Raw genomic sequence first — 12756 nt, forward strand, 5'->3', positions numbered from 1 at the left:
TTCGCGGAGCAACGTAGCATACCCATGGGGGGTATGTAAGAGCGAAGTGAGGGCGATTGCAGGGTGAGGGAATCGAACTCCGGCAGGTTGTGCCGCCTCCACTGCCACGCGGGCCCATGGCCGGTCCGATTGAAGGCGACGCGGGCGGAACGCGGACGGACGCCTGCAGCTGGTGCACTCCGCCCGCTGACGAACGGCACCGACCCAGGGAGCACCGCACCGTGCGGTGCTCCCCGCCGTATTGCACCTCAGCCAGTGAGTGCGGCCTGCCAGCCCGGTGCCCGCAGGTGCCCGCCGCGCTCCAGGGCCGCTACGGCCCCCGCACAACCCGCGCCGGTCGCGGCCAGGACAACCCACGGCAGCCACGGCAGCCCGGTGTCGAACATTGCCCCCACCGCGAGGTTGCCCGCCGCGATGGCGATGCCGGAGGCGGTGTTGTAGGCGCCGTAGTAGGTGGCGACCAGCCGGTCCCCCGCAAGGCGTACGACCGTGTCCATCTCGAAGGGGTAGAGCAGGGCACCGCCCCACGCCAACAGTGCCGCGCACAGCGCAAGCCCAGCCACCCCCACCGCAAGGCCGACAGCCCCCTCATGCGGGCCGGGCAGCAGCGGCAGGAACGCCGCGCCCATGACGGCCAGCCCCCAGACGATCGCCCGGGGCCCGCTCAGGGTGCGCTTGGCCCAGGCCGTCAGCTTGAGCTGCCCGGACAGGGCTGCGAGGGCCGACACGGCGAACACGGCTCCCGTGACGAGGCCGGTCTGCGGGCCGAACAGTTCCCGGGCCCGTAGCGGCAGGGCCAGGTACACCTGGAAAGCCAGGACGTACGAGCCGGACATGGCCGCGGCGAACAGCAGGAACGGCCGGTTCGCGGCGATGGACCGCCAGTCCGCGAGCACCGCCCGCCACGCCGACTCCGCACTACGGTCGGACGGTGGACGGGTGGGCAGCGCCCGCGCCTGGAGCAGGGCCAAGGCGCCGAAGATGACCGCCGAGGCCGCACACACCGCCCTGAAGTCCCAGGCCAGCAACGCGAGCCCGGCCAGCGGGCCGATGAGGATGCCGGCCTGGTAAAAAACGTTGAACGCGGCGAACGCCTCCACCCGGCGCTCCTCACCGGCCTCGGCCGCCAGGTAAGCCCGCACCGCCGGGTTGAACAGGGCCCCGGCCAGCCCGGTGAGCGCCGAGGCGACGATCAGCGCGGGCAGCGACTGCACCATCCCCAGCAGTGCGAAGGCCACCGTGCGCAGGCCGCATCCGGCGAGGATCATCGGCTTGCAGCCGTAGCGGTCGGCGAGGGTTCCGCCGACCAGGAACATTCCCTGCTGGGACAGGTTCCGTACGCCGAGGACCAGGCCGACGGCCCAGGCGGCCAAACCGAGTCCGTGGGCGAGATGGTCGGCGAGGTAGGGCATCAGCATGTAGAAGCCCAGGTTGATGGCGAACTGGTTGGCCATCAACAACCGCACGCTCGGGTCGAAGGAGGCGACCTGCGCCCGCAGCGCCTTCACCGGGCGCCCGCGGTACGGATCGCGCGGGGTCCGGGCTTCCGGCCGAGCGGGTCGCGGACCTGAGTGGACCGGGTCCAGCCCGTCACCGTGCACGCATCCGGGGCCGCGATTTCCTCGGGCTCCGCCGCGGGCTCTGCGCCGAGAATGCCCTGTTCCGCGCACCAGGCGTCGTTGTAGACGGTCTCCAGGTAGCGGTGCGGTCCGTCGGGGAACACGGCTGCGATCCGGGTTCCGGGCGGCATGGTCCTTGCTGCCCATCCTGCGACGAGCGCGACCGCGCCCACGCTCCAGCCGCCCGAGGCGTAGTGCCTGCGGGCCAGGCGGCGGCAGGCCCATACCGCTTCGCCCGGGGCCACCCAGTGGACCTCGGCGAAGGCCTTGTAGTCGACGTTGGCGGGGTGAATGCTGGAGCCGAGCCCGCGCATCAGCCGCGGACCTGCGGGCTGGCCGAAGATCGCCGAGTTGATGGAGTCCACGCCGATCAGCCGAAGTCCGGGCGAGTGCTCCCGCAGTCCCGCCGCGATCCCGGCGGAGTGGCCGCCGGTGCCGACCGCCGTGACCAGGACATCGATCCGGCCCAGTTGCGCGATCAGCTCGGCGGCCAGCGGCCGGTAGGCGCCGACGTTGTCCGGGTTGCTGTACTGATCCGGGCAGTACGCGCCAGGAGCTGCGGTCAGGAGTTCGGCGACCCTCTCCCGGCGGGCCTCCTGCCAGCCGCCCGTCGGATGCGGAGTTTCGACCTGGTCGACGTACGCGCCGAGCGCCGTGAGCAGGCGGACCACGGCTGGCTCCATGCCCGGATCGGAGACGACGGTGACCGGATGACCGTAGGTCAGCCCGGCCAGCGTCAGCCCGAGACCAAGGGTTCCGCTGGAGGACTCGACGATGGGCGCACCAGGCAGCAGATCGCCGCGCAGGCGTGCTTGGCGGACCATGTGGAGCCCCGGGCGGTCTTTGATGCCGCCGGGATTCGCGCCTTCGAGCTTGGCGAAGAAGCCGCGGCCGGGCGGGGCGAAGGGCTCGTCGATCCACAGGACCGGGGTGTTGCCGACCAGCTGTGCGGGCCGGCGGGCGATAACGGGCACCGGAGCGTGAGCTGCCGGGGAGAGCGGACCGAAGTCTTCGAGCAGGGGAAGGCGGTTCATGTGCGTACGGCTCCTACACGCCGCCGGTGTACGGAGGCGCGGGGTAGGCAGGTCGAAAGGCGCGCGTGCACACCCCAGCCCTCCACACCCGGGACGATCACCGGTGGAGGTCAGGGGTGCGGGCGTGCTTCTACTGCCGCCAGACGCAGTTCAGCGCGAGATCGACGCCGCTGCCCGGCGGGCCGGCCTCACGTGAGGCCGCCCATCCGACCGCCAGGTCTGGACAGGGTTCATCGGGAATCGGGACGAGCACGACTGCGGCCACCGCAGGCATCGCCACGGCCTTCGCTCCGTCAGAGCGCGGCCTGTCCACAGCGTGATCGATATGCTTTTCCGAGCCGTGCTGATGCGCAGGACCCGAGGAGAACGCCGACAGGACCAGGCCCTGGCGAAGGTCATGCTGTGGACCGGCGGCCAGCACCGTGGTGTGCGGCCCCGCGAAAGCAGGGGTGTGTGCGCCCGCGGCCACATGCGCCGCGATCAGCAGAACGAGTGCGGGCAGAAGGACGTTGCGGGCCCGCCGCACTGCTTCCTGGGAAATCCGCCAGCACCCGATCACATCCCTCAAAGTAGTCGAGCAACTGCAAGGCGTCACGTTTCTGCGGGTCGGATACCCCCGTACGTGGGTAGGTCCAGCACGGGCATTGCCTGTCCCGTGTAGCCGTCGGCGGCTTCGTGGACCGCCGGGCTCGGCCCTCCAGACGCGATGCGAGGGGGCTGCGGCGGGGCGGGCCCGCCGCAGCCCCCTCGCATCGGTGTCGGGTCAGTACGCGTGGCCGTCGCTGTGATCCGACTGCGGCGTCTTCGCGGTCGGCTTGGTGGCAGGCGTGACCCTCGCGCCGGGAGTGCTGCCCGTGGTGGGGGCATTGGTGGGGGCGTGGTCATCTGCGGCCGGCTGCTCCGCGGTGCCGTGGCTGTGCCCGCCGGCCGGAATGTCGTGCATCGAGGACGCGACCTGCCGTAGGCCGAGGAAGGCAAGGGCTGCGGCCACCATGACGGCCCGGCCGACGAGGCCGAAGATGCGCTGCCAGGGGTGTCGGCGGCTTCGATGACGTAGGCGATGGCGAGGAGGAGTCCGATGGGGGGCAAGGGCCGTTACCCGGTCGGGGAAGTCGTCGAAGTACTGAAGGCCGCAGCTGAGCATCCGATGCCGAACGAGAGCATCAGGGAGGCACCGATGACCACCGTCATCCGCGAAGGCCCGGGGCGCTCGCGGGTGAGGAGGAACTCGTTGACGACGGTGGCGGCGAGGAAGACCAGGACGCCGTAGAGGGCGATGCGGGCAGGGTCGAGCGGGTGGTGGACGACGGCGCCGCTGATCAGGCAAGCGCCGACGAAGTATCCGACGTAGCCGCGGTAGCGGGCGGCCAGTGAACGCTTGCGGGCCTGGTGTGAGCGTTGTTTGCGACGGGCGGCGCGTCCTTCGGCGGGCGCGGGCGGCCGGCTGTGGGTGGGCCGGGAGTCCAGGAGCTGGGGTGATGTCACGGGCATGTTCTTTCTGGTGGCATGCGTGGCTCATCGCGGGCGCGCGCCAGAGCAGGCGGCTGCTGGGCCAGGCGAAAGTGCAGGACTGATCGGGCAGAAATCCCGGGTCTACACCTGCTGCACCACGGAACGGCCGGTGCGGCGTTCAGCGCGGGCGGGTCAGTGTCCGGTGTTCGTGTGGCCCCCTTGGTGCACGGTGGTCCAGGTGCGGCCGCCGTCCTTGGATTCGTGGACGGCGTCGTTGCTGTCGGCGGCCAGGAGGTGGTCGGGGCCGGCCGCGGTCAGTACGGCACCCTGCACGCCGCCCGGGAGGCGGCCGCGTTCTTTCCAGGAGGTCCCGTCGCCACCGGAGAGGACCTTGCCGTCCGTGGTGAGGGCGATCAGCTGCCCGGGAGTCGGCAGCTCCACGGCGGCCAGGGCCGGCGTGCCTGGGACCGGCTGGAAGGTGGCGCCGCTGTCGGTGCTGTGCAGCAGCCCGTCACGGCTGGTCGCCCACACTTCCTGCGGCGTCTCGGCGTGGGCGGCGAGGTCCCCGGCCGAGATCCGCGCGCGCCGCTCCCAGGTGGCGCCGGCGTCTGTGCTGGCCCAGATCTGCGAGGTCTGGCTGTCGAGGCCGTAGAGGGTGGGGCCGGCCTGCTGGAGGGAGTGGAAGTCGGCTTCGCCTGCGGCGGAGACGGTGGTCCAGGTATGGCCGGTGTCGGTACTGCGGATCAGTCCCAGATGCGGTGAGGTGGCGGCGGGGTCGGTGGGTGAGGGGTGGCCGCTGGCGAGGAAGGTGCGCGGGCCGGTGATGGTGAAGCCCATCGTGTCCTGGTAGCGGTCGGCGATCCGTACGGCGCCTGCGGGGGTGAGGCGGAAGACGCCGAGGTGCCCGGCGGCGTAGAGGGTGCCGTCGGCCGGGTCGACGCCCAGGCCGTGCAGGTGCCCGGTTCCCGGGTCGGGGTCGCTCGCTGCGCCGACGTTGCCCTGTGCGGGCGTGATCTCGGTGGTTGAGCAGGCAGTCAGCAGCAGGACGCCGGACGCCGTGGCGGCCGCGAGCGCGGCTATGCGGAAGCGGATGGTCATGTGTGAGGTCCAGAACGCTTGAAGGGGAAGAAGGGCTGGCTGACCCGGGTGCGGGCAGCTGTTGCTGGCTGCCCGCACCCGGGGTGTGCTGATGCGGGTCAGCTCTTCCCGAGGAGCGTGTTCATCCGGGCGATCTCCGCGCTCTGGGAGGTGATGATCGCCTGGGCCATGTCCTTGGCGGGCTGGTAGGTGCCGTCGGCCTGCTCGGTCTTGGCCATGGCGACGGCGCCTTCGTGATGCTTGACCATCATCGTCAGGAAGGCCGTGTCGAACGCCTTGTCCGAGGAGGCTTCGAGCTGCTTCATCTCTTCGGCCGTCATCATCCCGGACATGTCGTGCCCGCCGTGGCCGGCATCCTCGGCGGGGACCTTCTCGCCCCAGGAGGTCAGCCAGCCGGAGAGGGTCTCGATCTCCGGGTCCTGGGCCTTCTTGATCTCATCGGCCAGCTTCTTCACCTCAGCCGACTCGGCGCGCGTCGTGGCGAGGTCGGCCATCTCGATGGCCTGGCGGTGGTGGGGGATCATCCCCTGCGCAAACGCGGTGTCGGCGGCGTTGTGGTCGCCCTGCTGCGCGGGGGCGGAGGCGGAAGGGGAGGCGGTGTTGTGCCCGTTGTGGGCCGAGCCGCTGTCGTTTCCGTTGCCGTTGCCGCCACAGGCGGCGAGGACGAGGGCGGCGGTGGCGGCCGCGGTCACGGCGGTGACGCGGCGGATCAGGGAACGCTTCCTGGTCATGGTGCAACTCCTGCTGTGGGGCACGCGCGCGTCGGCGGGCGTGCGGAAGTAGGGCGGGGCCGAGAGGCTGGTCGGCCCTCTGGGGGCCGGGCATGCCGGGGCCGCCCTATATGCGCAGGAGTTGCAGTTCGCTCAGTGACGGCGGCGCCCGCCCGCAGGCGGTGGCGTCGGGGATGGCCCCGTGCGCAGGGACCGCCTGGGCTTCGGCGTGGCCGGGCAGGACCGCAGGCGCGGGCAGAACCGGGGCGCCGACCGTGCCGGTGGCCGCGCACGTCGCATCTGCGTGCTCCGTGTGCCCGCCGCCTCCGCCGCCTGCCGGATCGCCGGCATGGACGCAGCCGTCCTGGCACGCGGCATCGTCGGCGACCGCCTTCTCGTGGCCGACGGCCGACACGTGGTGGGAAGCGACCCCCGCGTGCGTAGCGGCCGATGCGGGGGCGGGCCCCAGGCCGTGCATGGCCACCAGCCCCGCCAGTACGACCAGAACAAGGAGCAGGTAGGAGCGCAGCCCGAAGGGCTTCACCGCTCGCATCACCTGACCTTCCATGCCCGCATCGTAAGCGCCCGCCTCGGCGGGTGCGAGGCGAGGGGCCCGAACGACAACCCCTTGAGGTATACCCCTGGGGGGTATACAGTGGATGTTGTGAGCCCGCGGGGACGGGGTCACACTGGACGGGATTGGGGATGACGGCCATGGACCACAACGCACACCACACCAGCACCGCGCACGACCACGCCGCGCACCAGGCGCACGCGGGTCACGCCGGTCACCAGATGGGCGGGGTGACGTGGGGGGCCGCGGCGAAGGCGACGCTGCACTGCCTGACCGGGTGCGCCATCGGCGAGATCCTCGGCATGGTCATCGGCACCGCCCTGATGTGGGGCAACGTTCAGACGATGATCCTGGCGATCGCGCTGGCGTTCGTCTTCGGCTACTCCTTCACCCTGTTCGCGGTCCGCAAGGCTGGCCTGGACTTCAAGACGGCCGTGAAGGTCGCGCTGGCCGCCGACACCGTCTCGATCGCGGTGATGGAGCTCGTCGACAACGGCATCATCGCCGTGGTCCCCGGCGCGATGGACGCCCACCTGTCGGACACCCTGTTCTGGACGGCTCTGCTGGGCGGCTTCGCCGTCGCCTTCCTGATCACCACGCCCGTGAACAAGTTGATGATCGGCCGCGGCAAGGGCCACGCCGTCGTCCACGCCTACCACTGACCACAGCCGTACGGCACCGGCGCCCGGCCGCACCTCACGGTGCGGCCGGGCGCGGTCGCGTCCAGGGGCGGAGGCTGGAGGTACCGGGGGCTTCGACGGCGGCCGTCCCGGTCCGCCGGCCCCGCGGGGAACGGAGGCACCGACGATGTCCAGCACCGTCAAGGACATGCTCGCCACCTACCCGGCCGACCTCGGCGACATCGACCAGGCCAAACTCACCGCCTGCATCGAGCAGTGCATCGCCTGCGCCCAGGCGTGTACCGCCTGTGCGGACGCCTGCCTGTCCGAGGGCATGGTCGGCGACCTCGCCAAGTGCATCCGTACAGACATGGACTGCGCCGACATCTGCACCGCCACCGCCGCGGTCCTCTCCCGCCACACCGGCTATGACGCCAACATCACCGCCGCGATGCTGAAGGCGTGCGCCACGGTCTGCAAGGCGTGCGCCGACGAATGCGGCCAGCACGCGGACATGCACGAGCACTGCCGCATCTGCGCCGAAGCCTGCCGCTCCTGCGAGACGGCGTGCAACGAACTCCTCGGCGCCCTCGGCTGACCAGCCCGGGGCCAGTCAGCGCGGCTGCGGGATCTGCTCGCGCTGGCGGCGGCGCCCGTAGCGGGTCATCCCGCGCGGCTTGAACACCGACAAGGCCGCGGCCGTGAGCAACACCAGCAGGGCCGCGGCCGCGTCCGCGATCAGCTGGATACGCATGCCCTCCATCTCACCGCCCGCAAGGGCCGCCCGTGCGGCCGCGTCCGCGAGGTGACCGACCGGCTGCATGTGGACCAGCAGCAAAACGGTCGCGACCACAGTGATCAGGAGCTTCGCGATGACCCAGTAATAGCGCAGCAGCCCCCACACCGTGCCGGCCGACTGCACCAGGCCGGTCAGTAGGCAGGCGGCGCTGAACGGCACGATCACATACCAGCCGACCACATCCATCGCGAGGTAGGCGCCCCGCACCGTCTGGGGCGAGCTAGCGGCCAGCCCGGCGACGGCGAGGGCGAGGAATGCCGCGACCGCGCCCAGCCAGCCGACCGACGCGGTGACGTGAAGGGTGAGCGCGAGCTTGCGCAGCCGCGGCGGGAACGGGCTCACGACCCGTGCCCCGCCATGCCGCCGCCGGCCAGGTGCACGACCACGAACACCACGATCAGCACGACGGCCACCACTACGGACACCTTCACCCAGCGCGGCGCCCCCTCGCCGTCGTCATCGTGACGGTCCGGTGAGCCTGCCATGACGCCTCCCGATTTTTCGAGACACCCTGTCTCTATCTAAAACTGAGTGTATGCCCTGTGGACGTCCGTATCCTGGGTGGGTGCCCAAGCTGTGGAACGAGACGATCGACGCGCACCGCGCCGCCGTGCGCGAGGCGATCCTGGACACCACCGCGAAACTGGTGGCCGACGGCGGCCTGCGGTCGGTGACCATGTCCCAGATCGCCGAGCAGACCGGCATCGGCCGGGCCACCCTCTACAAGTACTTCTCCGACGTCGAAGCAGTGCTGCTGGCCTGGCACGAACGCCAGGTCACAGCCCACCTCCAGCAACTCGCTGGCCTCCGCGACCAGACCGGAACGGCCATGGAACGCCTGACGGCGGTATTGGTGGCATACGCGGGCATCGCCCGGCAGCGGCACGGCGGAGAACTCGCCGCCCTCCTGCATCAGGGCGAGCACGTCACCCACGCCGAGCGGCACCTGCACGGCATGCTCCAGCACCTGATCGCCGAAGCGACCGAAGCCGGTGACCTGCGCTCGGACGTCCCACCCGCCGAGCTCGCCCAGTACTGCCTCCACGCCCTGACCGCCGCGGCCACCCTCACTTCCCAGGCCGCGGTGACCCGCCTGGTCGCCGTCACCCTCGACGGCCTGCGCCCGGTTCCCTGAACCCGCCAGGTCACCGCTTCGTGTGATCGACAAAGGGGTCGCCGGACAGCACCTCCCGGCCGCCGGATAGGGTCACGGTGTGATCACGGCCCGCCAAGCGTTCAGCACGACGCGGACCCGCCGCCCGGCGGGCCCGCTGCGGCTGCTGTGGCTGGCCGCGCTGCTGTTCGCGTTCCTCTACACCCACGCAGCCGGAGCCGACAGCGCCACCGCGCACGTCACCGGCGACGCCGCGGCGGTCCCCCATCTGGCGGCCGCCGGCGCCGGTGACCTCTCTCACCACGAGGCCCAGCGGCCCGACCACCACGACGGCGACGCCGACGGCGGCCACTCGCATCCCGCGGAGGCGTGCGCCACCGCACACCCGCAGCAGGGCCATGACCTGCCCGGCCCGCACCTGACCGCCGTCGCCGTGCGGACTGCCGCCTTCGCCGCGATGACACCGCAGCAGTGGACCCAGATCCCGCCCTGCGGTCTACCTCCGTCGCACAGTTCCCTCGGTTCAGTGGTGCAACAGGTGTAGATCCGGGCCTTTTGCCCCGTTCTGCCCTGAATCTCATCGCCGCGGACCGCTGCCACCATGGCCGGCCGGGTGATGAGCCACGCACGCACCCAAGGAACCCGTACACATGGCATCCGCCCAGCTCCTCGACGCCCACACCCCGCAGACCCCGCCGCAGGCTCCTACCGCCGGGAGGGCCGCCCGGCGCAAGGCCCAGTCCTCCCGCAAGCGGTCACTGGCCGCCCGCTACCTCGGCTACGTCGGCTACTTCGTCGGTGCCGGCCTCATCAGCGGCGCCGTCGTCCACCACCCCCTCGACCCCGACCGCTACACCCGCATCGCCGCCTACGGCGCGCTCGTCTTCCTCGCTGCGACCGTCCTCAACGAGTTCCTCCTCACCCGCGAGCGGCCCGGCCTGCCGCGCATGCTCGTGGTGATCGGCTCCTCGCTGCTGCTGTCGTTCGGCATCGGCATGCTCAGCGGCGGCCTCCAGCACTTCGACGACTTCCCCGCCCGCGGCGCCGTCCTCGTACCCGCCGGCATCCTCGTCTCCTTCACCGCCTACGTCGTCAAGGACGCCGAGACCCCCACCCGCCGCATCTTCAGCCCCCTGGGCCTGACCGTTCTGGCGGTGGCGGCTCTCGCCTTCTTCGGACTGCGCGAAGTCGCGGCTTCCATGGAGACCGAGACCGCGCCCGGCGGCGGCCACAACCACGGCACCGCGGAAGAGCCCGCCGCGGATGACCACGCCCCCACAACCAGCCCCTCCCCGGCCACCACCCCGGTAACGGGTACCTCCACCCAGCCCAAGCCCGCCGCCACCATCCCGCCTCACAACGACGGACACACCGGCCACTGAATGCCAAGGCTGTCCGCGCGGTCAGTCCTCGCCACCCACCGCGCATTGCCGAGGCCCCCGATGTACGGCCGTGGGTCAGCCGGCGAGGCGCGCGGTGTACTCGCCCGCTGCTTCCACGACCGCGACGAGAGCAGCGGTGTCGGAGTCGGAGCCCTCCTCCAGGACGACGACGCTGCGTCCGGCCCGCACGTCGGTTGCGGCGGAGCGGACCTGGGCGAGTTCCTCCAGCTCGTCGTCGATGAGCAGACCGCAGCTGCCGCAGTGCATGCCCTCGATCAACAGCACCACCTGCTCACCGGTCTCAGCCCCGGTCTTCTTCTTGCGGCTGAACAGCTTCATTACGCGTCCTTCTTGAACTCGATGGCGCCGGTCTGCATGCCCATGGCGCAGGAGAAGCGGAGGGTGCCGGGCTTGCGCGTACCAAGGTCGATCTCGGTGTCGCCGTCCCGCTTGACGATCTCCTGGACCCCGAGCTCGGGGATGGTGAAGGCGCGGGCGCAACCGCCGGAGTCCTTGCCCCGCAGTACCAGCGTGGTGGGCACACCAGCCTTCGCTGTGAACTGCGTGGGGAGGTAAAAGTCCGTCACCGTCAGGATGACCGTCTGCTCCCCGGATGCGCCGATGCGTACCGGGGCGGCTTCTCCGGTCGCCGTTCCGCCGTTGCCATCACCGCTTCCGTCACCACCCTCGACGATGAACGGCCCGTTAGCCACCGACTGCTTGCCGGGCGTGTTGAACGACACCCAACCGCCCGCCTGCAAGGCGGAGCCCATCGTCCAGGCCGCCACACTCAGCACCACCACACCGGTGAGCACGGCCAGTTTCCCCGACAGTGCCTGGCTGCTCCGCCGAAACAGGTACCCGAGCACGGCGAACAGCGGCGCAGTCCCGACGACGAAACCGGCCATCACCGCGGCGCCGGCCACCGGCGACCCCGAGGTGACGGCAAGCAGTTCCATCGACAGGGTCACCCCGCAGGGCACCAGCACGGTCGCGAAGCCGAGCAGCGCCGGAGCGGCACCCGAATCGGTCTTCGCGCTGCGCCGCATCAGCCGCCCGAACGACGAGGGCGTACGCGGCAGCAGCCGTCCCACCCACTTCACCCCGAACAGATCCAGCGCGAACAGCACCATGAGCAGCCCCGCCACCAGCAGAAGCACCGCCTGGGTACGGGGTCTGGGCTGCAGCGCGTTGCCGAAGACGCCCAGCAGCGCGCCGAGCAGGGTATGGGAGACCAGCTTCCCGGCCAGGAACGCCCCGACCGGAGCCAACGACGCGACACCCTCGGGCTCGAGACGCGCGGAGCGGGCCGCTTTGGCCGCGGCCCTGGGGAAAGGCTTCGGGGCGAGGCTGCGGCGGCGGGTGACGGCCCCGGCCAGCAGGCCCCCCTGGACGGCGGCGCACGAGGCACCACCGGCGAGGAGACCGGTGCTCGCACCGGTGATCAGCAAAGCGACGGACGACGGCATTCGTCGTACTCCTGTTCTGCGACGAAGACACGCGCACACGGAAGATCTCGGGCGTGCCGAAGAGGACATGAGAGATCACGGCGTCCCGCGAGGCTAACGATCACGCCTCACGAGCAGCTGGCCGTCACGTCCGTGATACGCACAACCGGTACAGATCAGGAGGGTCGGCCGACGAGGGCGGAGCCTTGGGCCGGGCCGCCAGGAGCGCGGGAGCGCAGCTCATCAGGCGCGACTCGACCATGGGCACCGGAGCCGCCGGACTGTCCTGCGCCGGGACGCCCTTCGGCGCCACGCACTGCTCCGTAGCCACCGGGCAGCCCGAGCCATGGCCGGGTACCTCGGCCACAATCTCCGCCCCGGCATGCCCCACGGCCATCACCTGCGCGGGCATGTCCATCGGCCCCGGCATCGCCATGGCCATCGCTGGACGCGCCAGCCCTGACAGGCAGGCGAACAGCGCACACACCAGCAGCGCCCCGGACCACGTCCGGAGCGACAGGGGCAGACGCTGCAGCATGCGAATGATGCTAGCCATCGCCGGCAGCCGCTCGTCGGCCAGGGGCTCAGGTGCGGCCTCGGGGGATGGCCTTGGCGCCGCCGCATGGGCGGAGCGAGAGCTGAGGCACGTCGACGTTGGCACCCTGGCCGACGCGTCCTCAGATGAGGCCGTTGACCTGATAACAAAGCGGTGACCGCATGTGCTGCTCACCGCCAGCCCTCTCCTGGCCGCAGCCAAGGGGGACCGATACCCCTGCACCTTCCCCTGCCGGAGACACGGGAACACTTCAGCCCGGACGGCCAGGCTAGTACGGGCAGTCGTACGCCCGGCGGCCTCCTACTCGGATGATCGCGAAATGGCCAGCACCCGTCACAGGCCGACCGGCA

18 protein-coding genes are annotated in these 12756 nt (G+C 71.0%); 5 read left to right on the top strand and 13 right to left on the bottom strand.

The genetic code is table 11. The features are described 5' to 3' along the window. Window positions 1–248: 248 nt before the first annotated feature. The 8 genes from OHA37_RS09065 to OHA37_RS09100 form a co-directional block, all read right to left on the bottom strand. Window positions 249–1508, bottom strand: a complete 1260-nt coding sequence (locus OHA37_RS09065; RefSeq protein ID WP_266903824.1) for an MFS transporter — start codon at window positions 1506–1508, stop codon at window positions 249–251. Further along, window positions 1505–2653: a PLP-dependent cysteine synthase family protein gene (locus OHA37_RS09070; protein WP_266903825.1), complete on the bottom strand. Its 1149-nt coding sequence runs from the start codon at window positions 2651–2653 to the stop codon at window positions 1505–1507. The genes OHA37_RS09065 and OHA37_RS09070 overlap by 4 nt, the downstream gene beginning before the upstream one ends. A 130-nt stretch (window positions 2654–2783) precedes the next feature. Then, window positions 2784–3212: a hypothetical protein gene (locus OHA37_RS09075; RefSeq protein WP_266903826.1), complete on the bottom strand. Its 429-nt coding sequence runs from the start codon at window positions 3210–3212 to the stop codon at window positions 2784–2786. Between the two features lie 204 nt (window positions 3213–3416). Further along, window positions 3417–3596, bottom strand: coding sequence for a hypothetical protein (locus OHA37_RS09080; RefSeq protein WP_266903827.1), 180 nt, complete (start codon window positions 3594–3596; stop codon window positions 3417–3419). Window positions 3597–3748: 152 nt separating this feature from the next. Further along, a complete protein-coding gene (locus tag OHA37_RS09085; protein WP_266903828.1) occupies window positions 3749–4138 on the bottom strand; it encodes a hypothetical protein in 390 nt (129 codons plus the stop codon). 159 nt (window positions 4139–4297) lie between these two features. Next, window positions 4298–5203 (bottom strand): F510_1955 family glycosylhydrolase, encoded by a 906-nt coding sequence (locus OHA37_RS09090; RefSeq protein WP_266903829.1) that lies wholly within the window; start codon window positions 5201–5203, stop codon window positions 4298–4300. 98 nt (window positions 5204–5301) lie between these two features. Further along, complete coding sequence (locus OHA37_RS09095) at window positions 5302–5934, bottom strand: DUF305 domain-containing protein (protein ID WP_266903830.1); 633 nt, start codon at window positions 5932–5934, stop codon at window positions 5302–5304. Window positions 5935–6040: 106 nt separating this feature from the next. Next, the gene (locus OHA37_RS09100; protein WP_266903831.1) at window positions 6041–6481 is read right to left on the bottom strand and encodes a DUF6153 family protein; all 441 of its coding nucleotides are present in this window, start codon (window positions 6479–6481) and stop codon (window positions 6041–6043) included. A gap of 146 nt (window positions 6482–6627) precedes the next feature. Here OHA37_RS09100 and OHA37_RS09105 point away from each other — a divergent pair, with 146 nt between their 5' ends. Together OHA37_RS09105 and OHA37_RS09110 are read left to right on the top strand one after the other, a co-directional pair. Beyond that, window positions 6628–7149, top strand: coding sequence for a DUF4396 domain-containing protein (locus OHA37_RS09105; RefSeq protein WP_266903832.1), 522 nt, complete (start codon window positions 6628–6630; stop codon window positions 7147–7149). A gap of 145 nt (window positions 7150–7294) precedes the next feature. Then, complete coding sequence (locus OHA37_RS09110) at window positions 7295–7705, top strand: four-helix bundle copper-binding protein (RefSeq protein WP_266903833.1); 411 nt, start codon at window positions 7295–7297, stop codon at window positions 7703–7705. 15 nt (window positions 7706–7720) lie between these two features. Here the strand turns inward: OHA37_RS09110 and OHA37_RS09115 are convergent, their stop codons facing one another. Beyond that, window positions 7721–8248: a hypothetical protein gene (locus OHA37_RS09115; protein ID WP_266903834.1), complete on the bottom strand. Its 528-nt coding sequence runs from the start codon at window positions 8246–8248 to the stop codon at window positions 7721–7723. Beyond that, window positions 8245–8391 carry a hypothetical protein gene (locus tag OHA37_RS09120; RefSeq protein ID WP_266903835.1) on the bottom strand — a complete coding sequence of 49 codons (147 nt, stop codon included), beginning with the start codon at window positions 8389–8391 and terminating at the stop codon, window positions 8245–8247. Before OHA37_RS09120 ends, OHA37_RS09115 begins: the two co-directional genes overlap by 4 nt. Window positions 8392–8471: 80 nt before the next feature. Between OHA37_RS09120 and OHA37_RS09125 the strand changes: the two genes are divergently transcribed. The 3 genes from OHA37_RS09125 to OHA37_RS09135 all read left to right on the top strand — a co-directional run bounded on the left by OHA37_RS09125 (window position 8472) and on the right by OHA37_RS09135 (window position 10402). Beyond that, entirely contained in the window at window positions 8472–9041 is a 570-nt protein-coding gene (locus tag OHA37_RS09125; RefSeq protein WP_266903836.1) for a TetR/AcrR family transcriptional regulator, read from the top strand. Between the two features lie 79 nt (window positions 9042–9120). Further along, entirely contained in the window at window positions 9121–9564 is a 444-nt protein-coding gene (locus OHA37_RS09130) for a hypothetical protein (RefSeq protein WP_266903837.1), read from the top strand. A 106-nt stretch (window positions 9565–9670) separates the two neighbouring features. Continuing rightward, a complete protein-coding gene (locus OHA37_RS09135; RefSeq protein WP_266903838.1) occupies window positions 9671–10402 on the top strand; it encodes a hypothetical protein in 732 nt (243 codons plus the stop codon). A gap of 75 nt (window positions 10403–10477) precedes the next feature. Here the strand turns inward: OHA37_RS09135 and OHA37_RS09140 are convergent, their stop codons facing one another. The 3 genes from OHA37_RS09140 to OHA37_RS09150 form a co-directional block, all read right to left on the bottom strand. Then, window positions 10478–10741 (bottom strand): heavy-metal-associated domain-containing protein, encoded by a 264-nt coding sequence (locus tag OHA37_RS09140; protein WP_266903839.1) that lies wholly within the window; start codon window positions 10739–10741, stop codon window positions 10478–10480. After that, window positions 10741–11871 carry a sulfite exporter TauE/SafE family protein gene (locus tag OHA37_RS09145; protein ID WP_266903840.1) on the bottom strand — a complete coding sequence of 377 codons (1131 nt, stop codon included), beginning with the start codon at window positions 11869–11871 and terminating at the stop codon, window positions 10741–10743. The genes OHA37_RS09140 and OHA37_RS09145 overlap by 1 nt, the downstream gene beginning before the upstream one ends. A gap of 124 nt (window positions 11872–11995) precedes the next feature. Then, window positions 11996–12388 carry a hypothetical protein gene (locus OHA37_RS09150; protein ID WP_266903841.1) on the bottom strand — a complete coding sequence of 131 codons (393 nt, stop codon included), beginning with the start codon at window positions 12386–12388 and terminating at the stop codon, window positions 11996–11998. Window positions 12389–12756 lie beyond the last annotated feature (368 nt).

This window comes from Streptomyces sp. NBC_00335 (genome assembly GCF_036127095.1).
Classification (GTDB): domain Bacteria; phylum Actinomycetota; class Actinomycetes; order Streptomycetales; family Streptomycetaceae; genus Streptomyces.

What these genes read in the sequence shown, in the direction of transcription:
- OHA37_RS09070 (WP_266903825.1), bottom strand. Translation starts at nt 2,653, where the DNA reads ATGAACCGCCTTCCCCTGCTCGAAGACTTCGGTCCGCTCTCCCCGGCA.
- OHA37_RS09080 (WP_266903827.1), bottom strand. Translation starts at nt 3,596, where the DNA reads ATGCACGACATTCCGGCCGGCGGGCACAGCCACGGCACCGCGGAGCAG.
- OHA37_RS09090 (WP_266903829.1), bottom strand. Translation starts at nt 5,203, where the DNA reads ATGACCATCCGCTTCCGCATAGCCGCGCTCGCGGCCGCCACGGCGTCC.
- OHA37_RS09095 (WP_266903830.1), bottom strand. Translation starts at nt 5,934, where the DNA reads ATGACCAGGAAGCGTTCCCTGATCCGCCGCGTCACCGCCGTGACCGCG.
- OHA37_RS09100 (WP_266903831.1), bottom strand. Translation starts at nt 6,481, where the DNA reads ATGGAAGGTCAGGTGATGCGAGCGGTGAAGCCCTTCGGGCTGCGCTCC.
- OHA37_RS09105 (WP_266903832.1), top strand. Translation starts at nt 6,628, where the DNA reads ATGGACCACAACGCACACCACACCAGCACCGCGCACGACCACGCCGCG.
- OHA37_RS09110 (WP_266903833.1), top strand. Translation starts at nt 7,295, where the DNA reads ATGTCCAGCACCGTCAAGGACATGCTCGCCACCTACCCGGCCGACCTC.
- OHA37_RS09120 (WP_266903835.1), bottom strand. Translation starts at nt 8,391, where the DNA reads ATGGCAGGCTCACCGGACCGTCACGATGACGACGGCGAGGGGGCGCCG.
- OHA37_RS09135 (WP_266903838.1), top strand. Translation starts at nt 9,671, where the DNA reads ATGGCATCCGCCCAGCTCCTCGACGCCCACACCCCGCAGACCCCGCCG.
- OHA37_RS09140 (WP_266903839.1), bottom strand. Translation starts at nt 10,741, where the DNA reads ATGAAGCTGTTCAGCCGCAAGAAGAAGACCGGGGCTGAGACCGGTGAG.
- OHA37_RS09145 (WP_266903840.1), bottom strand. Translation starts at nt 11,871, where the DNA reads ATGCCGTCGTCCGTCGCTTTGCTGATCACCGGTGCGAGCACCGGTCTC.
- OHA37_RS09150 (WP_266903841.1), bottom strand. Translation starts at nt 12,388, where the DNA reads ATGCTGCAGCGTCTGCCCCTGTCGCTCCGGACGTGGTCCGGGGCGCTG.